The sequence below is a fragment of the Salinicola halimionae genome, assembly GCF_003206065.1.
Classification (GTDB): domain Bacteria; phylum Pseudomonadota; class Gammaproteobacteria; order Pseudomonadales; family Halomonadaceae; genus Salinicola; species Salinicola halimionae.
In genome coordinates, this window is sequence record NZ_PZJQ01000004.1 from 167,408 (window position 1) to 188,645 (window position 21,238).

Genomic DNA, 21,238 nt, shown 5'->3' on the forward strand with positions numbered 1-21,238 from the left:
GGTGGCGCGTCGTCAACGGCGAGGGTTGCTGGGGCAGTTGGCTCGCTCGTCCCGAGTCGGTCTGATCTTCGTCGTGGTCATCAGCGGACTGTGGTATTGGCACGAAGGCGGTGTCCGCGACCGGCTAAGCTGGATGGGCGTTCCCGATTGGCAATGGAACGACTGGCGGGGCTGGAATCGGGTGCTTCGCAACGACGGGTTTCTGGTCGGCTGGTCGGACGTGCGGGCCGAGCCGCTGTGGGTGGGCTACGCGCTGAATAGGGTCGACAATCCCCACAGCCTGCCGCGTCCCGATCATTTCGAATCCGATTGGCGCAGTCTGTGGCCGATCTCCGGCGATGATTACACCCGCAGCGGGTACGATCGCGGTCATCTGGCACCGAACTACGCCATGTCGGTCGTCCATGGCCGCGAAGGGCAGATGGCCAGTTTTCTGATGACCAATATCACGCCTCAGCGACCCAAGCTCAACCGGCAGCTGTGGCAGCGCCTGGAGGAGGCGGTCATCGACGATTTCGTGCCGCGCTTTGGCAGCGTCTGGGTCGTTACCGGGCCGATCTTCGATAACCAGTTGCTGCATCGAGTCGGGTTTTCGCAGGTGCCCGTGGGCTTCTACAAGATTTTGATCGTGCCTGGCAAGACGCCGCGGGCATTGGCATTTTTGATGCCGCAGGATGTTAGCGGTAACGAGCCGCTGGCGCGATTTTTGATCACGATCGACGAAATCGAGGCGCGAACCGGATTGGACTTTTTCCCGCAACTGGCCGATCCGCTGGAGCGTCAACTGGAAGGTCAGGTGGAGACGGACGGCTGGGGGTTGGAAGCCGTCTCGACCCGGCCGGGCCGTTATCAGTGAGATCGAAGCGAATTGGCGCCGGGTCTCGATGAGAGGCAAAGGCGTTCAGATAAGAAATGGCCGAATTCATGCGTCATGGATGCAGCCATTTCGACACCACGGTGCGTGAATGAAACCATCGAGAGAACGCTTCCGCCGAGGCAGTGGCATGGCTAATAACGCCAGAGGTATGACTAATAACAATAGCGGGTGCTGACGAAGGGATATTGCTGTCGCGAAGGGATTGCTGCTGGAGGGTCGATTCTGCAGTACATGACACATGGTGCCCAGGAGAGGACTTGAACCTCCACGTCCATAAGGACACTAGCACCTGAAGCTAGCGCGTCTACCAATTCCGCCACCTGGGCGTGTCATGAACTTGTTGCCTCTATATCTGATGCGAACCTGAGTGCATTCGTATCTGATATGAGTTCTGCAATGGTGCCCGGAAGAGGACTTGAACCTCCACGTCCATAAGGACACTAGCACCTGAAGCTAGCGCGTCTACCAATTCCGCCATCCGGGCCTTATCCAGCCTTTTTCTTTCATCGAGCGTGTACGCTCTGAAAAATCCATCGCCGGAAGCGATGGTGCCCAGAAGAGGACTTGAACCTCCACGTCCATAAGGACACTAGCACCTGAAGCTAGCGCGTCTACCAATTCCGCCATCTGGGCCAAGGCGCGATGCATGATACCGGCTTTGCGTTCGAATGCAAGCGTCACATTGTCGGCGATTTATGCCTCGCGAACCTTGCCATCTCGGCCCCCCGAGGTGGGTCGTTGCCATGACTATCGATCCGTTTGCGCAGTGCATGGTTGGGTCGGGCAGGCGTGACCGCTATACTTGGGGCATGAATCCAAAAAGATTGAACGGCTCAAGCCGCCCGCCGCGTGAATTCTCTCCACAGCCCAAGCCCAGTAGGCTCAACGCAAGGACGATGGTTGCATGACTCATTGGACATTGGATGACGATCCGCACGCGGCTCGTGAAGCAGACAAATATGATAGTCCCGTACCCAGCCGCGAGTACCTGCTCGCGCGCCTGGAAGAATACGGCAAGCCGATAACTCACGAAAACATGAGCGCCATGCTGGGGCTCGAAGATGAGAACCAGCTTGAGGCCGTGCGTCGCCGGCTCGCGGCGATGGAGCGAGACGGGCAGATTCTCAAGGATCGCAAGGGTGCCTATGCGTTGATCGACAAGCTTGATCTGATCAAGGGGCGCGTGCAGGGCCATCGGGACGGCATGGGCTTTCTGATTCGCCATGACGGCGTCAAGCCCGACCTGGTGTTGCCGCCGCGTCAAATGCGTCGGGTGTTCAATGGCGATGTGGTGCTGGCTCGTATCAGCGGCCGGGATCGGCGTAACCGCGCCGAAGGCACCATTGCCGAGGTGCTGGCGCGCAATACTCAGACGCTGGTTGGCGTATTCCGTCAGAACACTTCCGAGTTCGCGGTGCTGATTCCCGAAAATTCGCGGATCAGTCAGGAAGTGATCGTGCCGCACAGCGTCAGCGGCGGGGCGAAAGACGGTCAGATCGTCTCGGTCCGGATCACTCAGCAGCCGGAAACCCGCAAACAGCCGGTTGGCGAGGTGGTCGAGATCCTCGGGGAGCGAATGGACCCGGGACTCGAGATCGACATCGCGATTCGCTCACACGACATTCCTGCGGACTTCCCACCGGAAGTGGACGATCAGATCGCTGGCATGTCCGCGGAAGTGGAGGACGAGGACAAGGCGGCTCGGATCGACCTGCGCGAGATGCCGCTGGTGACCATCGACGGCGAAGACGCCAAGGATTTCGATGACGCCGTCTGTGCCTGGAAGACCAAATCCGGCAGCTGGAAGCTGGTCGTCGCGATCGCCGACGTCTCCCATTACGTCAGGGGCGGCAGTGCGCTGGACAACGAGGGCTACGTCCGCGGTAACTCGGTCTACTTCCCCGGCCAGGTCGTGCCGATGCTACCGGAACTACTTTCCAACGGCCTCTGCTCGCTCAATCCACACGTCGATCGTCTGACCATGGTCTGTGAGATGAACATCTCGCAGAACGGTACCATCAGTCGCTATAAGTTTTATGAAGCGGTGATCCAGTCGCATGCGCGGCTGACCTATAACCAGGTCGGCGCCATGTTGCAGGAGCCGGAGAGTGAAGAGGGTGCGGCGCTGCGGGAACATTACCGTGAGCTGGTGCCGTCGCTCGAAAATCTGCATGCGCTCTACAAGGTATTGCGCCAGGCGCGTGATGTGCGTGGCGCCATCGACTTCGAAACGACCGAAACGCAGATCGTCTTCAACGATGAGCGCAAGATCGAGAAGATCGTTCCGCGTAGCCGAAACGACGCCCACAAGCTGGTCGAGGAGTGCATGCTGGCGGCCAACGTCGCCACGGCGAGATTCCTCGACAAACACGATCTGCCGGCGCTCTATCGCGTGCACCAGGCGCCTGCCTCCGAGCGCCTGGAGAATTTGCGTATTTTCCTTGGTGAGCTTGGGCTGACGCTGGGCGGCGGCGACGAGCCGACGCCCAAGGATTATCAGGCGCTGCGCGAGGCGATTCAGGGGCGACCGGACTTCGATATCATTCAGACGGTGATGTTGCGCTCGATGAGTCAGGCCGTCTATTCGCCGCAGAACGATGGCCACTTCGGACTGGCCTATCAGGCCTATGCACATTTCACCTCGCCGATCCGCCGTTATCCCGATCTGCTGGTGCATCGTGCGATTCGCTCGGTCATTAGAGGACCGCGCCAGACCCAGACGGTGCTCCGGGCCGAGGGCGCGCCGGTGGAGAAACCCACGACCTGGTGCCCGTACACCTTCGAACAGATGATCGAGCTGGGCGAGCACTGCTCGATGACCGAGCGCCGCGCCGACGATGCGACGCGGGACGTCACCGACTGGCTGAAGTGCGAATTCCTCTCCGACAAGGTCGGCGAAGTCTATGAAGGCACCATCGCTTCCGTGACCCAGTTCGGTATTTTCGTGCGTCTTGACGATGTCTATGTCGAGGGGCTGGTGCATGTGACCTCGCTGCCGTCCGATTATTATCACTACGAAGCCGAGAAGCATCGTCTGAAAGGCGAGCGTAGCGGCGTGGCCTATCGCCTGGGTGATGGTGTCACCGTTCGCATTGCCCGTGTCGACCTGGACGATCGCAAGATCGATTTCGATCTTGCCGATGCCGCCCCCCGTCATCACCGCGCGCCGCGCGGCCAGAAGCCGAACGGCTCGTCGAATGGCGGTGGTGGGGCCAGGAAGCCGTCAGCGAGCAAGAATCGCCCTGGCAAGCGTGAGCGTCAGGGCGCCTCGGCCGAAAGCGGCGCGACGGGTAACGACGCGGCGAGTGCCGACGCGAATGGCAATAAAGAGGATGGGGCGCCCAAGCGGCGCTCCCGTGGACCGCGACAGCGTCGAGGCAAGCGATGAGCGTCTTGATTTGCCGTTTCGCGGCGCTAGGTCGGTGATGTTATGAGTCGTCAAACCCATCGACGTCAAGCCGGCAGGCCGCAGGATCTGCCGCGGATGCCGGACGGGCTCGAGCCCGTCTACGGCGTCCATGCCGTGCGTGCACTATTCGAGCGGGGTCAGCCGCCGCGACTGCTATGGATTCAACAGGGTCACGCCGAGCAGCGTCTCGAGTCGTTGCTGCAACAGGCCCATGCGGGTGGTTGCGAATTGAAGCGGGTGCCGCGAGATGCACTCGACGCGATCTCGAGTCAGGCCTCTCATCAAGGCGTGATCGGCTTTGCCGAGCCGCTGGTTGCGGAGAACGAAACCACCCTGTGGTGGCGCCTCGAGCAATGGCAGGAGAGTCGCCCGCCACTGCTGCTGATTCTCGACGGGGTGACGGATCCGCACAATTTCGGTGCCTGCCTGCGAAGTGCCGACGCCGCCGGTGTTGATGGTGTGATCGTTCCCAAGGACAAGTCGGCCCCGCTCAACGCGACCGTGCGCAAGGTCGCTTGTGGTGCAGCCGAGATCGTGCCGGTGTTCCAGGTCACCAATCTGGCCCGCTGCATGGAAAAGCTCAAGCAGTTGGGGGTCTGGATCACCGGTACGGCCGGGGAGGCCGATGTCCTCGTCTACGATGCCGATTTCACCGTCCCTTGCGCTCTGGTCATGGGGGCGGAAGGCAAGGGCATGCGCCGGCTGACCCGCGAAGCGTGTGACGGGCTGGTCAAATTGCCAATGCAGGGCGGTGTTTCCAGTCTCAACGTCTCGGTCGCCACAGGCATCTGTCTGTTCGAAGCCGTCCGTCAACGCGGGCGTGCCAGCCCCGGTTGAGCTTGCACCGAGCGCGCTTGGTCTCTACAATTGCGCGGTTCTGTGGGCAGGCTATGCTCATGGAACGCGTCTCGTCTCGGGTAATACGATGGGTCAGCTTCGCCTGATTCGTGCGGTCTTGCCCCAGTAAGGCGTCAATTGGTCTGAATATCTGGATGTCAACGTGGTCCTGCACCGCGGTCCGATATCGACTCCTTGCTTCTCGTGGCACCCCTTCAAACGAGGGCCCGCGCGGAAGCTGCCAAACCGAAAGGAGCTAACATGCGTCATTATGAAATCGTGTTCATGGTCCATCCGGATCAGAGCGAGCAGGTTCCGGCCATGGTCGAGCGCTACACCGGCCTCGTGACCGAAAACGGCGGTACCGTGCATCGTCTCGAAGATTGGGGCCGTCGCCACCTGGCGTACCCGATCAACAAGATTCACAAGGCACATTATGTGCTGATGAACGTCGAATGCAGCGGCGAGACTCTCGACGAGATCGAGAATATCTTCCGTTTCAACGATGCCATCATCCGCAGTATGATCGTGCGCAGCAAAGAGGCCGTGACTGAAGCCTCGCCGATGATGAAGCCGGTTGAAGAAAAGAGCCGTCGTCGTGACGACAAGCCCTCCGAGCGTGGCGATCGTGAGCGTTCTGAGCGCCCCGAGCGTTCCGAAGCTGCTGAAGAAACCCACTGATTCGATTTCGCTAAGGAGAGATTCTCATGGCACGTTTTTTCCGTCGCCGTAAGTTCTGCCGCTTCACTGCCGAAGGCGTGAAGTACATCGACTACAAAGACATCGATACGCTGAAAGCCTACGTCACCGAGACCGGCAAGATCGTTCCCAGCCGCATCACGGGTACTCAGGCACGCTACCAGCGTCAGCTGTCCACCGCGATCAAGCGGGCGCGCTACCTGGCATTGCTGCCGTACTCCGACAGCCACCAGTAAACCCTGATCCGGTAAACCCTGACGAGGTCTCATGTTGGCATTGGCCCGTTGGATCATGCGCGGTACGCCGCAAGCATTAGTGGCGGCCGCACTGACAGCGCTGGTGCCATGGCTGTTCTGGTTCAGCGCAGCCGTTGCGGGTCTAGTCACGCTGCGCCGAGGCATGAGCCCCGCCGCACCGGTGCTGATTGCCGCAGCGATTCCCGCCGGTTGGTGGTGGATTCAAGGCGATGCGGTGCCGTTGTCCAGCATCTTGCTGGTGACGTTGATGGCGACGGTGTTGCGATCGCGTACGCGCTGGTCGGAAGCATTGATCGTCGGCAGCGTCGTCTGCATGGCGATGGTGCAGCTAGGCATCTTCGTGCCGACCGGCGGTACTGGCCCGCTACTTGACGAGCTGCGACGAAGTTCGTCGGAGGTCGCCAGTATGCTGGATCAGCTGGCGGCGCAGGGCATCGACACCGAGAGGATGGCGACGCTGGTGATCGGCGGTGCGACAGGGCTAGTGGTGCTAATGGCGGGTATTGCTTGCCTGGCACTGGCCAGAAGTTGGCAGGCGGGGCTTTATAACCCCGGCGGTTTTCGTGAAGAGTTTCACGCGCTGAGGCTCTCACGTCGACAACTGCTAATGCTGCTGGGATTGATGGCGGTCGGTGTCGTGTTCGCCGTCCCTGCTGCCAGCCTGCTGGCTTGGGTGCCGTTGCTGGTCGCCGGCGTGGCGCTGGTGCATGGGTTTATTGGTTTGAAGGGAATGAGCGGGTTCTGGCTGGTAGGCTTCTATGCCTTGCTGTTGACCACCTGGCCCACGATTTTGATTGTACTGCTGTTGGCGTTGGTAGATACCTTCGCGGATTTTCGCGGTCGTCTGACACGCAGTGATTGACGAGAGGTTCACGAGAATGGAAGTCATTCTGCTCGATAACGTCGGCAAACTGGGCGATTTGGGTGATAAAGTCACCGTCAAGCCTGGTTACGGTCGTAATTACCTGGTTCCCTACGGCATCGCCGTACCGGCAACCAAAAATAACGTCGAAGCATTCGAGACGCAGCGTGCCGAGCTTGAAGCGCAAGCGGCCGAGCGTAAGGCCCAGGCTGAAACGCGCGCCGCTCAGCTCGCGGAAATCGAGCTGTCTCTGGTGGCCAAGGCGGGTGACGAAGGCAAGCTGTTCGGCTCCATTGGACCGCGCGATCTGGCCGAAGCCATGGCTCAGGCCGGTATCGAAGTTGCCAAAAGCGAAGTGCGTATGCCGGAAGGCCCGCTTCGTCAGACTGGCGAATATGACATCGCGCTGCAGTTGCACGCCGAAGTCACTTCCAGCGTGCGTGTTGTGGTAGTGGCCGAGTAAACCTCGACTACGATCGCTGATCGCGACGTCTGGCCAAGGCACGCAGGGCTCACGCCCTGCGTGCCTTTTTCGTGGCCGTCGACGTGGCAGTGCTCGCGCTCGACTGGGTAGAATGAGCGCCAGAGAATTCTTGCGTATCCAGCGCACGATACAGGGTGAATGCCAAGCATGAATCAACGCGTCGACAACGATCGGGAAACCGCGCAGCTGAAGATGCCTCCACACTCGCTGGAGGCGGAGCAATCGGTGCTCGGCGGGTTGATGCTCGACAACAGCAGCTGGGATACGGTGTCGGAACGTCTGGTCGCGGACGACTTCTATCGTCACGAGCACCGGCTGACGTTCAACGCAATGGCCGAACTTGCCGAAAGCTCCCATCCGCTCGATGTCGTGACCCTGTCGGAAGCCCTTGAGCGGCGCGATCAGCTCGAAAGTGTGGGTGGGCTTGCCTACCTGGCGGAACTGGCGCGCAACACGCCCTCGGCGAGCAACATTCGTGCTTACGCCGATATCGTCCGTGAGCGGGCAACCCTGCGCAAACTGATCCAGGCCTCGCGTCAGATTGCCGACAGTGCCTATTCACCGGAAGGCCGGCTCCCGGATGACCTGGTCAACGAAGCCGAACGGCTGGTGTTCCAGATCAGCGAATCGCGACCCAAGTTCGGTGGGCCGATCGGCATGAGCGATCTGCTGACCAAGGCGGTCGACCGGATCGATGAGCTGTTCAACATGAAGGGCCAGATGACCGGGATCTCGACCGGCTTTCGCGATCTCGACGACATGACATCGGGACTGCAGCCTTCGGATCTGGTGATCATCGCGGGTCGCCCATCGATGGGTAAGACCACCTTCGCCATGAATCTGGTGGAGCATGCGGTGGTCTCCAACGACAAGCCGGTGGTCGTTTTCTCGATGGAGATGCCTGCCGAATCACTGATGCTGCGTGTGTTGTCATCGTTGGGACGGATCGATCAGACGCGAGTGCGAACCGGCCAGCTCGAAGATGAGGACTGGCCACGGTTGACCTCGGCCGTCAACCTTCTCAAGGATCGCCAGTTATTCATCGATGACACGCCGGCACTGTCACCCAATGAGTTGCGCACGCGAGCGCGACGGATTGCTCGCGAGCACGGCAATATTGGCTTGGTGATGATCGACTATCTGCAACTGATGCAGGTGCCGGGGCTTTCCGAGAACCGTACCGCGGAAATCTCTGAAATTTCGCGCTCGCTCAAGGGGCTCGCCAAGGAGTTCGGTTGCCCGGTGGTGGCGCTGTCACAGCTCAACCGTTCGCTGGAGCAGCGACCCAACAAGCGTCCAGTCATGTCGGATCTGCGTGAGTCCGGGGCCATCGAGCAGGACGCCGATGTCATTGCCTTCGTCTACCGAGACGAGGTCTATAATTCCGACAATCCGGATAACAAGGGGCTGGCGGAGCTGATCATCGGCAAGCAGCGTAACGGGCCCATCGGGACCGTCCACATGGCATTCATCGGCAAGTACACGCGATTCGAGGATCTCGCGCCGGATAGCTATGGTCAGCACTATGAATAGGCCAGCATTGCGAGTAAGCCGATACGCGTAGTTCGATAAGCATAGTTCGGTAAGCGTCAATCGATACTTTCGCTCGATACAAACTGAAGCGCGTCGGCGGTGCCGACGTTGGAAAGACATCAAGGAGTCAAACCATGGCAGGCGGTTTTCAGCGGGGTCGTCGTCAACGTACACCCAAGATCGAAGTACGCGGCCAACTGGAGAAGCATGAGCGGGAAGGGCCGTTCAAGGAATGGTTGGGTATGCCGGATCTCTATCGTCATTGGCTGACCGTCGATGGCGAGCTCTATAGTTACCAGACCGAGGATTCGGAAATCCCGGTGACCGTCGGCGACCGAGTGGTATTTCGCTACAAGGAAGCCAAGGCAGGGAAATGGGTCGATCGCAACTCGCTCGGCAAGGCCATCGATCCGTCGGCCTATCAATAACGCGCTCGGCCTTACACCGAACGTCGTATCGTATGTTTCATCAACGTTTCTGAAGGCGCCGATGGTGGCGCCTGTCATGTTCCTGTCACAACATTGCCGTTCAATGTCGGGCATGAATGTGATCTCCGACACAATGCTTGGTCGTTTCCGCCTCGTGACGCTCCTCGAGCGAATCCTTGGAAGATTCCGGCAACCCTTACCCGCCCCGACGTCCAGGTTCACCATGTCGATCCTCCTGGATCGCCGTGGCGTGGCGTCTGTCTTTCCATGTCTCGTCGTGACGTTGCTGAAGGACGATCCGGAACGATGTCGAAAGCAGAAAGTCTTATATCCGAGACTCTTGAACCTGAGAGTCCCGAAGCGAGAAATTTTCAGTCATTACCAACCCGCATAGAGGAGGGAACCATGGAACTCAAGGAGTTCGAACATTATCAGCGACAACATGAAAGCTTCGAAATTCGTGTCATTGCCCACGCCGGCAGCCGCTACTATCAGGTCATGCTGGAACCGGACGATGGTGCCACGCAACTCTTGACCCGATGCGGCAAACCGATGCTCTTTCGCTCCCTCGAAGACGTCTATGGCGAGCTGAGGCAGGCCGGCATTCGTCGGGCCTATCTGGTTCAGCAGGTCGCCAACGACGAAATCGTCGGGCACGAACCGCGCTATCATGACCCGTTGTTATCCCGGATGCCGCTGGTCTTCTGATCACTTAGACCGCAAAGCCGCCATCGTTCATTCACCAACCCCAGTTTCCCTCCGGCGAGTCCCTGCAGTGACTTGCCCCGCATCGGAGGGACGTTTTTCTTACCGACCCCGCTCTCCAATTTGCAGCCGATTCAATCCTTCCCCGTCAGTCTTCGCGTTCTTCCGCTAGCTCGAGCTCCAGCGACGTCGATAGCCCTCGGCGTGGTCTCCTGTGCCGTAGGCGGCTTCAAAATTGAGTGAGTCGATGAACTCCCCGGCTTGATCGAGTATCGCCGCCCGCTTGTCGTTCTGCATGCGATCCCAGCTGCCGTAGATGAGCTTCATGCGGTGATTGCCACGCAGTTGCTCGCGATGACGCTCCAGAAAATGCCAGTAAAGACTGTTGAAGGGGCAGGCATGTTCGCCGGTGACCTGTTTGACATCGTAGCGACAGTGACGGCAGTGATCCGACATGCGGTCGATATATTTGCCCGAGGCGCAGTAGGGTTTGGACCCAAGGTAGCCGCCGTCGGCGTATAGGGTCATGCCCAGCGTGTTAGGGAGTTCGACCCACTCGAAGGCGTCGACATAGACTGCCAGATACCAGTCGCATAGCGCCGCCGGCGAGACACCGCAAAGCAGTGCGAAATTACCGGTGACCATCAGCCGCTGAATGTGATGGGCATGAGCGTTATCGCGCGTCATCTCCAGCGCACGGCGCACGCAGCGCAGATCGGTCTCTGCGGTCCAGTAGAAGTCAGGAAGCCCGCGCTGGGCGTCGAGTCGATTCTCTCTCTTGTAGTCGGGCATTCGTTGCCAGTAAATGCCGCGGACGTATTCGCGCCAGCCTAGAATCTGACGCACGAATCCTTCCACCGCATTGATTGGCGCCTGCCCCCGCTGCCAGGCTGTCTGAGCCGCTTCGCAGACCTCCCGCGGAGAGAGCAGGCCAATATTCATCGAGGCCGACAGCCGGGAGTGGAACAGCAGTGGTTCGCTATCGCTGATGGCATCCTGGTAGGTACCGAAGTCCGGCAGCGCATTAGCGATGAAGTGACGTAGATCACTCAGCGCCTGACGCCGGGTCACGGCCCAGTTGAACCCCTCCAGCGTGCCGAAATGCTCACCAAAATGTGTCTTCACTAACGTCGTGACAGCACGCGTGATCTCGTCCTGGCGGTGTCGGGGTGGGTTGGGAAAGGCAAGGTCGCCGTCGATGGGCCGACGATTGTCGTGATCGAAGTTCCACTGCCCCCCGGCGGGTTCGCCATCTTCCATCAGCAGGCCGGTGCGTTGGCGCATCTGACGATAGAAATCTTCCATTCGGAAGCGCTTGCGCCCTTCCAGCCACTCGCCGAAATCCCCGATCGAACAGTAAAAACGTGAATCCTCGAACAGTCGCCAACGTGTGCCGCGACGTTGAATGCGCTCGAGTAACCGCCACTCGCCCGGATGGGTCACACGGATCTCGTCGCAGCCATAGGCGTCGGCGAGGCGCTCGGCTTCGTCGAGTAAATCCTGGCGGTTGTCATCGTCGTCGAGCGCGCTGTAGTGAACCTGATACCCTTTGTCGCGCAGGGTATCGGCAAAATGACGCATCGCCGACAATATCAAGACGATCTTCTGAGGATGATGAGGTACGTAGTCGCCTTCGCTCTGGACTTCACAGAGGACGATGACGGCGTTGGGAGGGGCGTTAGCGAGGACTTCCAGTTCCTCGCTCAACTGATCGCCCATGATCAGGATCAGCGGTTTCGACATGAAGTTATCCATAACTTATACACATGGGCTTGATCGTATAAGATGATCGGGTTCGTGCAAACCGGCAGTGATAGAATTTCACCAAAAGATGGCAGGGAAAGGAGTGGTGTGATGGCGGCCCGATATGGAGTACTGCTGGTCAATCTGGGAACGCCTGAGGCGCCCACCCCCAAGGCCGTGAGACAGTATCTGGGTGAGTTTCTCGGTGATCCACGGGTCATCGATGCACCGCGCTGGCTATGGTGGCCCATTCTTCATGGCGTGATCCTGCGCATTCGCCCCCCTAAGGTCGCCAAGGCCTACGCCTCGGTGTGGCAGGAAGAGGGGTCGCCGCTGCTGGCGATCGGCCGGCGTCAGCAACGAGCGCTGCAGGCACGTTTGGCAAGTTCTAGAGGCGAGGAGATTCCGGTGGAGCTGGCCATGACCTACGGCAAGCCGAGCATGGAAGAAGCCGGGCTCCGGCTGCGCAAGTCTGGCGTCGAGCGTATTCTGGTCGTCCCGCTGTATCCCCAGTTTTCACGTACGACGACCGGCGCGGTATTCCAACGCCTGGCCAAGGCGTTGGAGCCCTGTCCGCATCTGCCGGAACTGCGCTTCGTGCGTGACTATCACGATCACCCCGGCTACATCTCTGCGCTGGCCACGAGCGTGCGCCAGCATTGGGATACCCATGGCGACCGCGGCCGCCTGCTGATGTCCTATCACGGCATCCCCAAGCGCTACGTCAACAACGGCGACCCCTATGCCAGACATTGCGAAAAGACCAGCCGATTGCTGGCCGAAGAGTTGGGGCTGGGCGAGGGGGAGTGGTTCCAGAGCTATCAGTCGCGATTCGGGCGGGAGGAGTGGCTCAAGCCCTACACTGACGAGACCCTCAAGGCGTGGGGCGCGGACAAGACCGAATGTGTCGACGTCATCAGCCCGGCTTTTGCGGCGGACTGCCTGGAGACGCTCGAGGAGATCGACGCCGAGAATCGCCACTACTTCCAGGAAGCCGGGGGCGGGCGCTACCGCTATATCCCCGCGCTCAACGAACGCCCCGAGCACATCACCCTGTTGGCCGATCTGGTCGAGCAGCACACCGCTGGCTGGTGAAGCCGGCTGCGCCGGACGAGTCCCGTTTTCTCCAGGCTCATGTTTCTCCTAGGGGAGGGGAGAGTCGCCCTGCGGGGCTTCCTCGATCGTGTGTCTGGGTCTTTCACTTTCCAGCTCGACCGGATTGCCACGGGTGCGGGGGTCCGGCTTGAGCTTGTGATGCAGTGCGCTCTTGGCCAGCATATGCGCCGAGACCGGTGCGGTGATGAACGCGAAGATGGTGATCAGCAACTCCTGAATCACCGGTCCATCCTCCCGGCTGAAGTAGATCAGTGCGCCTATCAGCGTGCAGCCGACGCCCAGCGTCGTCGTCTTGGAAGGGCCGTGAAGACGCATGTAGAAGTCTTTCAGGTGCGTCAGGCCCAGCGAGCCGATGAAGGCAAACGCGCCACCGGCGATCAGCATGAAGGCGATCACGCCTTCGATCATCGTATCCAGCATCTTTCCGCCTCCTATTCGATGATATCGCCGCGCAGCAGGTACTTGCAGACGGCGATGGTGCTAACGAAGCCCAACATAGCGATCAGTAGTGCCGCTTCGAAGTAGTCCTTGCTGTTCAGCCAGATACCGAACAGCACGATCAGCGCGATCGAGTTCATGTACATGGTATCCACTGCCAGAATACGATCCGGCAGGCTAGGTCCCACCACTGCACGGTAGAAATTGAGCACGATGGCAGCGCAGAACAGTGCCAGAGCGATCCACAGGGCCATATCGATCATGATTCGAAGATCTCCAGCAACGGGCGCTCGTAGCGCTGGTGAATTTCGTCGATCAAGGCGTTGATGTCACCCACGTCCAGGGCGTGAACGAGCAAGGTCCGGCCATCCAGACGCAAGTGCGCCGAAACGGTGCCCGGCGTCATGGTGATGGTGCTGGCCAGGATGGTGATCGGAAAATTTTCCTTCAGCGTCAGCGGATATTCGACGAAGGCCGGGCGCATCTGGCCACGGGGATCGAGAATCAACTTGGAGACCTGAATATTGGCGACCACGATGTCGCCCAGCACCCGGAAGAAATAGCCAATCAGCTTCATGGGTCGCTTGATGGTCGGCTGGCGTTCCCAGAATGGACGACACACGACCGGGATCAGGATTGCCAGGACGCCGCCGAGAATCCACTGGCCCAACGCCATGCTGTGCTGCAGCAGTAGCCATACGACCAGCAGCAACATGGAAAGAACCGGCATCGGTAGCCAGCGAGTGGGAGGAATCATGAATCACCTCCGGCAACGACGTTGTGGGAGAGTATCGCCTCGACATAGGCGCTGTGGTCGAGCAGTTGCGTCGCACTGGCATCGGTGAATCGAGTGATCGGACCGGCCAGGATCGATAGCACCGGCGAAGCGCCGATCAGCAGGATCAGGCCGGCTAGCATGGCCACTTTCAGGCGTGGTCCATCCTCATCGCCCCGGGTCGCCTTCCAGAATACCGCCGAACCGCTGCGCGACATGGCGACGAGGCCGGCAAGACTCGAGAGCAGCAGCAGCGACCATAGCCACGGCTGTTCGCTGGGCAGGGCAGAGTCGAGCAGCAACACCTTGCCGATGGCACCCGACAACGGTGGCAAGCCGATGACGGCGATGGCGCCTGCGAAGTAGAACAGTCCCAGCAACGCCGGTTGGGTGACGCCGCGCCCGGGAACGATGCGCGCTCCGGCCTTGCCACGTTGTTCGCCGATCGCATCGGCGAGCAGGAACAGCCCGCCGGTGACCAACGTAGTGTGGATCATGTAGTAGAGCAGGGCGGCGAGTGAGGCCTCGCGATTCATGCTGACGCCGACCAGCAGGGTGCCCACCGAGATCAGGATCAGATAGGCCACCTGGCTACGAAGGTCGCGCGCCGACAGCACGCCCAGCCCGCCCAGCGCCAGGGTCGCCAGCGCGAACCACCATAGCCAGGGCTGAACGAAATTGGCGAGTTCCCCCGCGCTACCGCCGAAGATGAGCGTGTAGACCCGCAGAATGGCGTAGATCCCCACCTTGGTCATGATCGCAAACAGTGCCGCCACCGGTGCCGGTGCGCTGCTGTAGGCACGCGGCAACCAGAAATAGAGCGGCAAGATCGCAGCCTTGAGTCCGAACACGACCAGCAGCAGGAAGGCGCCCGCCTTGAGCAGGCCGAGACGACTGGGATCGAGCGTTGCCACTTTTTGTGACATGTCCACCATGTTGAGGGTGCCGGTGGTGCCGTAAAGCACACCGAGGGCGATCAGGAACATCGCCGACCCCGCCAGGTTCAGCGCCACGTAATGGAAGCCGGCCTGGGTGCGATCCTTGCCACCACCATGCATCAGCAGCGAATAGGAGGCGATCAGCAGCACCTCGAAGAACACGAACAGGTTGAAGATATCGCCGGTCAGAAAGGCGCCGTTGATCCCCATCAGCTGGAGCTGGAACAGACCGTGAAAATTGCTGCCCTTGCGGTCATCGCCAGCACAGGCGTAAGCGACGCTGCCCAATGCCAGGAAACTGGTCAGGCACACCATCAGCGCAGAGAGTCGGTCAAGCACCAGGATGATGCCAAACGGCGGCTGCCAGTCGCCCAGCGCGTAATAGGTGATTTCCCCGCTATCACTCTGGATCACCAGCATGGCGCTGATGACCAGCAGTAGCGTCGTGCTGCTCAGGGCTATCGCTCGGCGGGGCAGCACGACCGAGTCGCGCTTGACCAGCATCAGCAGCCCGCTCAACAGCGGCAGCAGAATCGGCAGAGTGATCAAGTGGTGCATCATGACTTGTCCTCCTTCGACTCTTCGCCGCGCTGGTCATTGACCTGATCGCTACCCAGATCGCCGCGCACGCGCATCGCCAGAATCACCGAGAAGGCGGTCATGGCGAAGCCGATGACGATCGCCGTCAGCACCAGAGCCTGGGGCAACGGGTCTGCGTAGTAGCTGACACCTTCCTTGATGACCGCAGCACCGTTGGTGGTCAGGCCTCCGGTGGAAAACAGGAACAGGTTGACCGCGTAGGAGAGCAGCGTCAGCCCCACGACCACGGGGAAGGTGCGTCCCCGCAGCGCGAGGTAGAGGCCGCTGGCGGCCAGGAAACCGGTCACGGTGGCAAATAGCGCTTCCATCAAACGGTCTCCTTTTCATTGTCTTTGCTGGGACGATGTCGTGTCGTCAACTTGCCCAGGTTGGCCAGGATCATCAGAGTGGCGCCGACGACGGTCAGATAGACCCCGAGATCGAAAAGCATCGCCGTTGCCAGCTCGAGCTCGCCAATGTAGGGGATCGAGAAGTGACCGAAGGCGGAAGTCAGGAAGTTATGACCGAAGGCCCAACTGCCGAGTCCGGTCAGCGCGGCGATGGCAACGCCCGTCACGGCAATAGGTTGATACTGGAACGACAGCCGTTGCTGGGACCAATCCACGCCGCGGGCGATATAGAGCAGGATCAGCGCGACCGCGGTGACCAGCCCGGCGATGAACCCGCCGCCGGGTTCGTTATGGCCGCGCAGGAAGATATAAACCGAGACCAGCAGCGCCAGCGGCAGTAGGGTTTGCGATACCGTCGCCAACAGCATCGGGTGGAGATCGTTCGACCAGGGGCGGCCCTCGCTGTCGCTCGACGGCATGAACAGGCGCAGACGATTGAGCAGCTTGTAGATGCCGATGGCTGCGATGCACAGCACGGTTATCTCGCCCAACGTATCGAATCCACGAAAGTCGACGAGAATGACGTTGACCACATTGTGGCCGCCGCCGCCGCTGACACTGTTCTCGAGGAAGAAGCCGGAGATGGTGTCCAGTGGCCGGGTCAGCAGAGCGTAGTTGAGACTCGCGACCACGCCGCCGAAGCCCGCAGCCACCAGAACGTCCCTGACCACCCTCGGGCCGCTGGATTCCTTGGGCGTGCGCTGCGGCAGGAAGAACAGCGCCAGCATCAGCAGGATCACCGTCACCACTTCGACCGCCAGCTGCGTCAGCGCGAGATCGGGGGCCGAAAAGCGAGCAAAAGCCAGCGAGACCATCAGGCCGACGACCGACAGCATCATCAACGATACCAGCCGGCGGCGATGCAGGATCGCCGTGCCCAGTCCGGCCAGGATGGTGATCGCGGCTCCGACCATCAACAGGCCATCGAGAGCCTGCAGCTGACGCGGGCCCTGCAACTGGTCGAGATCCAGCAGGCCGCTGCCGGTCAGGAACAGCACGGCGATGATCAGCCACAGCATGTAGCGCTGAAGTGAACCGTTCTCGAGACGATCGATTGCCCTCTGTGTCCAGTGCAGGAGACGACGAACGTTGTGCTCGAAGGTCATCAGCGCATTGCGTTGCGGAAACTGGCGCTGAAAGTTGAACAGGTTGCGGCGCACCGCATAGAGCCCGGCACCGCCGGCCAAGGCGATGGCACTCATCAGCAGCGGCAGATTGAAGCCGTGCCATATCGACAGATGAAGCTCCGGACGTGGCGACAGGATCGTGGCCTGAGCGGCGGCATCGAGCAGCCCCGTGACTATCAGTGCCGGCATTAGACCAATGATGACGCAGAGGCCAACGAGGACCAGCATCGGTAGTCGCATCAAGAACGGGGCTTCGTGAGGTGTTTTGGGCAACTCCTTGGCTTCGGGGCCGAAAAAGATATTGCGCACATAGCGCAGCGAGTAGGCCACCGACAGTACGCTGCCGATCGTCGCCAGCACCGGTATCAGCCAGGCCAGGCCGCCGAGAATGCCGGTCCCCAACGCCTCGGTCAGCATCATCTCCTTCGAGATGAAACCGTTGAGCAGGGGGACGCCGGCCATGGATGCCGCCGCCAGTCCCGCCGCTACCGCAGTCACCGGCATGCTGTGTCTCAGACCGCTCAGCTTGCGGATGTCGCGCGTACCGGTTTCGTGATCGATGATGCCTGCCGACATGAACAGCGACGCTTTGAACAGGGCATGGTTGATGATATGGAACAAACCGGCAGCGACCGCCAGCTTGCTGTCCAGTCCGAACAGCATGGTGATCAGCCCCAGGTGGCTGACGGTGGAGAACGCCAGCACTCCCTTGAGATCGTACTTCAGTAGCGCGAAATAGGCCGCGTAGATCATCGTCACCAGGCCGGTGAGCGTGACGATGTAGAGCCACAGCTGCGAGCCGGCCAGCGCCGGATGCATGCGGGCGAGCAGAAAGACCCCGGCCTTGACCATGGTGGCAGAGTGCAGAAACGCCGATACCGGCGTCGGTGCCGCCATCGCATGCGGCAGCCAGAAGTGGAACGGGAACTGCGCCGACTTGGTGAAGGCACCGAGCAGAACCAGCAGCAGCGCTGGCAGGTAGCGCGGGTCGGCCTGGATCAGATCGCGGCTGTCGAGCACGGTCTGCATGTCGTAGGTGCCGACGATATGGCCGATCAGCAGGAACCCGGCCAGCATCGCCAGTCCGCCCATGCCGGTAACGACAAGCGCCATGCGTGCGCCGCGTCTGGCCTCGCTCTGCTGGTACCAGTAGCCGATCAACAGGAAGGAGGACAGGCTGGTCAGCTCCCAGAACACCCACAGCAACAATAGATTGTCGGCCATGACGATGCCGATCATCGAGGTCATGAACAGCATCAGATAGGCGTAGAAGCGCGGCATGCTGTCGTCGGGAGACAGGTAGTAACGGGCATACAGAATGATCAGCAGTCCGATGCCCAGGATCAGTAGCAGGAACAGCAGCGAGAGGCCATCGATCCGGAACGCCAGATCGAGCCCCAGTTGCGGCACCCAACTGATGCTGAAGTGATAGACCTCTCCCGATATCACGCCCGGCGCATGTGCGATGACGATACCCAGTGCAATCGCCGGCAGTAGCGCCGTGGACCAGGCACTGAGGGTGCGGTGCTGGTTGTTGCTCAGCAAGGGTATCAGGCTGCCCAACAGCGGCAGCAGAACGATCAGCGGCAGTGACATGAAATTGTCGCTCTATTCTGGGATCAGGGAGGCTCGAGACCGGGCTGGCACATGGCCTCAGACCGAGGGGTCGAGCTTCATTCTCGCTTGGGTCGCACCGGGGCTGCGATCGCTGCCCGCCTCAGTGTAAGCGATGTCGCCAATCCCACGAGGATGGCATCATGACGCCGGGACCGAGAGCTGAAGCGAGGACCTGGTGGGCTTGTTCCGCGCGAGGCGGCATGAGCATGGGTCTACCAAACGATGAGACTGGCGAAGCAGGGAACGCGGCGGTGGCTCCCCGTGCGAGCTCCCATGCCAGATCAGAGGCGCTGAGGCGGATCGGTCAGGTAGGGACGGCGAGCGCCGCGAGGGGCCAGCATCCACGCAGGCGTCTGGTCCTGGATCGTGCCAGTAAGGGACGACGGAGTTTGGAAACTCATACGAGCCTGGAAACCGATACGAATCTGGGCACCGATGCGATAGGTCGCGCATGTCAGCGATAGCTGGCTAGGCATGTGGCCCGGCATGGTGTCTCCTCCTTGCGGGAAACGCTCGATTCGTGAAAAACGCTCGAACATCATTCGCACGCAGCGAAATCATTGAAAATATTAGTTATTTACGAGATCCGAGCGGTAGCGTTGAACCGACTTTACCACGCCGATATACACCTAGCCATAGGGCGCGACGCTAGTTGCCCGGCAGCGGAGCACACCGGCGGTGTCTGAAACCGGATTTTGGCTGATGAGCTTCTGACGTCCCATCATCGTCATCCTCGAATTCCCATGACGATGGGATGCGCTACACTGCGGATGCTGCGCGCTGGCGAGATTCGCCGGCGTCCAGCATCATTTTGGAATAACCCCAGCATTAAGGAAGCGGTCTCGTGAAGCGTTCATTGCCGGTCAAGGCCTCCGCCACACTCTCGCTCTGCCTCTGTTTAGCCCTCCTGGGATGCCAGAGCGTTGCCGATACACAAACGGCGCCGAGCGCTTCGGACGCGAATGCGAGCGAGGTTTCCGCGTCGCCCTCCGGCGCGGCTTCCAAGACGAACCCGTCCGGAGCGAACTCATCCCAAACGACATCGTCCGGTTCCCAACCATCGAACCCGCCAGCGTCCAAGTCTGCAACGGCCGATGAGGGCGTTGAGGCCAGCTCGAACGTTTCTCGGGATGCCTCGAAGTTCAATGCCTGGGTTGACGATTTTCGCCAGCGTGCAGCCGCGGAGGGCATCGATCGGGCGACCTTGGCCGAGGCCTTCGATCGGGCGAGCTATCAGCCGCGGATTCTCGAGCTCGATCGATCCCAGCCGGAGTTCACTCGTCAGATCTGGAGTTATCTCGATACGGCCGTATCGTCGACTCGCGTCTCCAATGGTCGCGAGCGTCTCGCTGCCAATCGCGCAACGGCAAATGAGGTCACGCAGCATTATGGCGTTCCCGGCGAAGTCATCGTCGCCATCTGGGGTATCGAGAGCAACTATGGCAGCAATTTCGGTGACTTCGAGACCATCGACGCGCTTTCCACGCTGGGTTTTGACGGTCGACGTCAATCATTCGCGCGTGGCGAGCTGATGGCTGCGCTGAAGATTCTGCAAAACGGCGATATTGATCGCGACCGCATGCGCGGTTCCTGGGCCGGTGCCATGGGCCATACGCAGTTTATCCCGAGCAGTTTTCTGGCCTATGCGGTGGATGACGATGGCGACGGCCGACGCGATATCTGGGGCAGCATTCCCGATGTGATGGCATCGACCGCCAACTACCTGGACGCTTCCGGCTGGCAGCGTGGTCAGCCTTGGGGCGTCGAGGTCACGCTACCGCACGACTTCGACTACTCGCAGACCGAGCTGTCGGTTCGTCATGCCACCCAAGCATGGCAGACCCAGGGCGTGAAGCGCCTGGACGGCAGTGCGCTTCCGAACTTCGAACAGGCCTCGGTGATCGCGCCTGCCGGCGCCAAGGGTCCGGCCTTTCTGGTCGGACACAATTTCCGCGTGATCATGCGCTACAACGCATCGACGAGTTACGCGCTGGCCGTCGCGACACTGTCGGATCGATTGGCCGGGCGTCCGGGTATCCAGGGCGAATGGCCGCGGACCGAGCCGGCCCTGTCGCGAGATCGTATTCGTCGCATGCAGCAGGGCCTCAACGATCACGGCTTCGAGGTCGGTACGCCGGACGGTCTGGTGGGCCCCAACACTCGCGCTGGACTGCGCGCCTATCAGCGCAGTATCGGCGTCGTTCCCGACGGCTATCCCACTCAGTCGCTCATTCAGCAGCTGATCGAGAGCTGACCGATGCTGCCGACCCGGCGCCCGATCCATGGCGCCGGTCTGTTCTATTCATTCTCCTGTCAGCCATCACGTTTTCAGACGCTGACACTATCCATAACGACCTCCATAACGATCCTCGGTCTTCGTCGGGCTCGTTCGCGCTGCGAATTG

Annotated in this window: 19 protein-coding genes and 3 tRNA genes; 12 read left to right on the forward strand and 10 right to left on the reverse strand. The window is 60.4% G+C overall.

The features are described 5' to 3' along the window. Position 1: 1 nt before the first annotated feature. Positions 2–856, forward strand: coding sequence for a DNA/RNA non-specific endonuclease (locus DOM27_RS06705; protein ID WP_245392623.1), 855 nt, complete (start codon positions 2–4; stop codon positions 854–856). A gap of 260 nt (positions 857–1,116) precedes the next feature. On the opposite strand, the gene DOM27_RS06710 is transcribed toward DOM27_RS06705, so the two are convergent. The 3 genes from DOM27_RS06710 to DOM27_RS06720 all read right to left on the reverse strand — a co-directional run bounded on the left by DOM27_RS06710 (position 1,117) and on the right by DOM27_RS06720 (position 1,510). After that, a tRNA-Leu gene (locus tag DOM27_RS06710) sits at positions 1,117–1,203 on the reverse strand. A 71-nt stretch (positions 1,204–1,274) separates the two neighbouring features. Continuing rightward, positions 1,275–1,361 (reverse strand) — tRNA-Leu (locus DOM27_RS06715). 62 nt (positions 1,362–1,423) lie between these two features. Beyond that, positions 1,424–1,510: transfer RNA gene (locus DOM27_RS06720), tRNA-Leu, on the reverse strand. Positions 1,511–1,781: 271 nt separating this feature from the next. On the opposite strand from DOM27_RS06720, the gene rnr reads away from it, so the two are divergent. The 9 genes from rnr to DOM27_RS06765 all read left to right on the forward strand — a co-directional run bounded on the left by rnr (position 1,782) and on the right by DOM27_RS06765 (position 10,094). After that, entirely contained in the window at positions 1,782–4,265 is a 2,484-nt protein-coding gene (gene rnr / locus DOM27_RS06725; protein ID WP_110655287.1) for a ribonuclease R, read from the forward strand. 42 nt (positions 4,266–4,307) lie between these two features. After that, the gene (rlmB, locus tag DOM27_RS06730) at positions 4,308–5,123 is read left to right on the forward strand and encodes a 23S rRNA (guanosine(2251)-2'-O)-methyltransferase RlmB (protein WP_110655288.1); all 816 of its coding nucleotides are present in this window, start codon (positions 4,308–4,310) and stop codon (positions 5,121–5,123) included. A gap of 261 nt (positions 5,124–5,384) precedes the next feature. Next, positions 5,385–5,804 (forward strand): 30S ribosomal protein S6, encoded by a 420-nt coding sequence (gene rpsF, locus DOM27_RS06735; protein ID WP_110655289.1) that lies wholly within the window; start codon positions 5,385–5,387, stop codon positions 5,802–5,804. Between the two features lie 26 nt (positions 5,805–5,830). After that, positions 5,831–6,058, forward strand: a complete 228-nt coding sequence (rpsR, locus tag DOM27_RS06740; RefSeq protein WP_035472385.1) for a 30S ribosomal protein S18 — start codon at positions 5,831–5,833, stop codon at positions 6,056–6,058. A 31-nt stretch (positions 6,059–6,089) separates the two neighbouring features. Further along, positions 6,090–6,941, forward strand: a complete 852-nt coding sequence (locus tag DOM27_RS06745) for a hypothetical protein (protein WP_110655290.1) — start codon at positions 6,090–6,092, stop codon at positions 6,939–6,941. 16 nt (positions 6,942–6,957) lie between these two features. After that, positions 6,958–7,404 carry a 50S ribosomal protein L9 gene (gene rplI, locus DOM27_RS06750; RefSeq protein ID WP_110655291.1) on the forward strand — a complete coding sequence of 149 codons (447 nt, stop codon included), beginning with the start codon at positions 6,958–6,960 and terminating at the stop codon, positions 7,402–7,404. 168 nt (positions 7,405–7,572) lie between these two features. Further along, positions 7,573–8,958: a replicative DNA helicase gene (gene dnaB, locus DOM27_RS06755; RefSeq protein ID WP_110656369.1), complete on the forward strand. Its 1,386-nt coding sequence runs from the start codon at positions 7,573–7,575 to the stop codon at positions 8,956–8,958. 134 nt (positions 8,959–9,092) lie between these two features. After that, positions 9,093–9,386, forward strand: a complete 294-nt coding sequence (locus DOM27_RS06760) for a hypothetical protein (RefSeq protein WP_110655292.1) — start codon at positions 9,093–9,095, stop codon at positions 9,384–9,386. A gap of 405 nt (positions 9,387–9,791) precedes the next feature. Then, positions 9,792–10,094 carry a DUF6482 family protein gene (locus tag DOM27_RS06765; RefSeq protein ID WP_110655293.1) on the forward strand — a complete coding sequence of 101 codons (303 nt, stop codon included), beginning with the start codon at positions 9,792–9,794 and terminating at the stop codon, positions 10,092–10,094. Between the two features lie 165 nt (positions 10,095–10,259). Here the strand turns inward: DOM27_RS06765 and DOM27_RS06770 are convergent, their stop codons facing one another. Next, positions 10,260–11,834, reverse strand: a complete 1,575-nt coding sequence (locus tag DOM27_RS06770; RefSeq protein ID WP_110655294.1) for a cryptochrome/photolyase family protein — start codon at positions 11,832–11,834, stop codon at positions 10,260–10,262. 111 nt (positions 11,835–11,945) lie between these two features. Between DOM27_RS06770 and hemH the strand changes: the two genes are divergently transcribed. Continuing rightward, positions 11,946–12,929, forward strand: coding sequence for a ferrochelatase (gene hemH, locus DOM27_RS06775; RefSeq protein WP_110655295.1), 984 nt, complete (start codon positions 11,946–11,948; stop codon positions 12,927–12,929). Between the two features lie 48 nt (positions 12,930–12,977). Here hemH and DOM27_RS06780 read toward each other — a convergent pair whose 3' ends face one another. The 6 genes from DOM27_RS06780 to DOM27_RS06805 are packed head-to-tail and all read right to left on the reverse strand — an operon-like array spanning position 12,978 to position 18,813. Further along, positions 12,978–13,370: a Na+/H+ antiporter subunit G gene (locus DOM27_RS06780; RefSeq protein ID WP_188113691.1), complete on the reverse strand. Its 393-nt coding sequence runs from the start codon at positions 13,368–13,370 to the stop codon at positions 12,978–12,980. Positions 13,371–13,381: 11 nt separating this feature from the next. Continuing rightward, a complete protein-coding gene (locus tag DOM27_RS06785; RefSeq protein ID WP_110655296.1) occupies positions 13,382–13,651 on the reverse strand; it encodes a K+/H+ antiporter subunit F in 270 nt (89 codons plus the stop codon). Next, entirely contained in the window at positions 13,648–14,145 is a 498-nt protein-coding gene (locus DOM27_RS06790; protein ID WP_110655297.1) for a Na+/H+ antiporter subunit E, read from the reverse strand. Before DOM27_RS06790 ends, DOM27_RS06785 begins: the two co-directional genes overlap by 4 nt. Further along, entirely contained in the window at positions 14,142–15,662 is a 1,521-nt protein-coding gene (locus DOM27_RS06795; RefSeq protein ID WP_110655298.1) for a monovalent cation/H+ antiporter subunit D, read from the reverse strand. The genes DOM27_RS06790 and DOM27_RS06795 overlap by 4 nt, the downstream gene beginning before the upstream one ends. Further along, positions 15,659–16,009, reverse strand: a complete 351-nt coding sequence (locus DOM27_RS06800; protein WP_110655299.1) for a Na+/H+ antiporter subunit C — start codon at positions 16,007–16,009, stop codon at positions 15,659–15,661. The genes DOM27_RS06795 and DOM27_RS06800 overlap by 4 nt, the downstream gene beginning before the upstream one ends. Further along, positions 16,009–18,813, reverse strand: coding sequence for a monovalent cation/H+ antiporter subunit A (locus DOM27_RS06805; protein ID WP_110655300.1), 2,805 nt, complete (start codon positions 18,811–18,813; stop codon positions 16,009–16,011). The genes DOM27_RS06800 and DOM27_RS06805 overlap by 1 nt, the downstream gene beginning before the upstream one ends. Before the next feature lie 877 nt (positions 18,814–19,690). Here DOM27_RS06805 and DOM27_RS06815 point away from each other — a divergent pair. Beyond that, the gene (locus DOM27_RS06815; RefSeq protein ID WP_245392706.1) at positions 19,691–21,088 is read left to right on the forward strand and encodes a lytic murein transglycosylase; all 1,398 of its coding nucleotides are present in this window, start codon (positions 19,691–19,693) and stop codon (positions 21,086–21,088) included. The last annotated feature ends 150 nt before the right edge of the window (positions 21,089–21,238 follow it).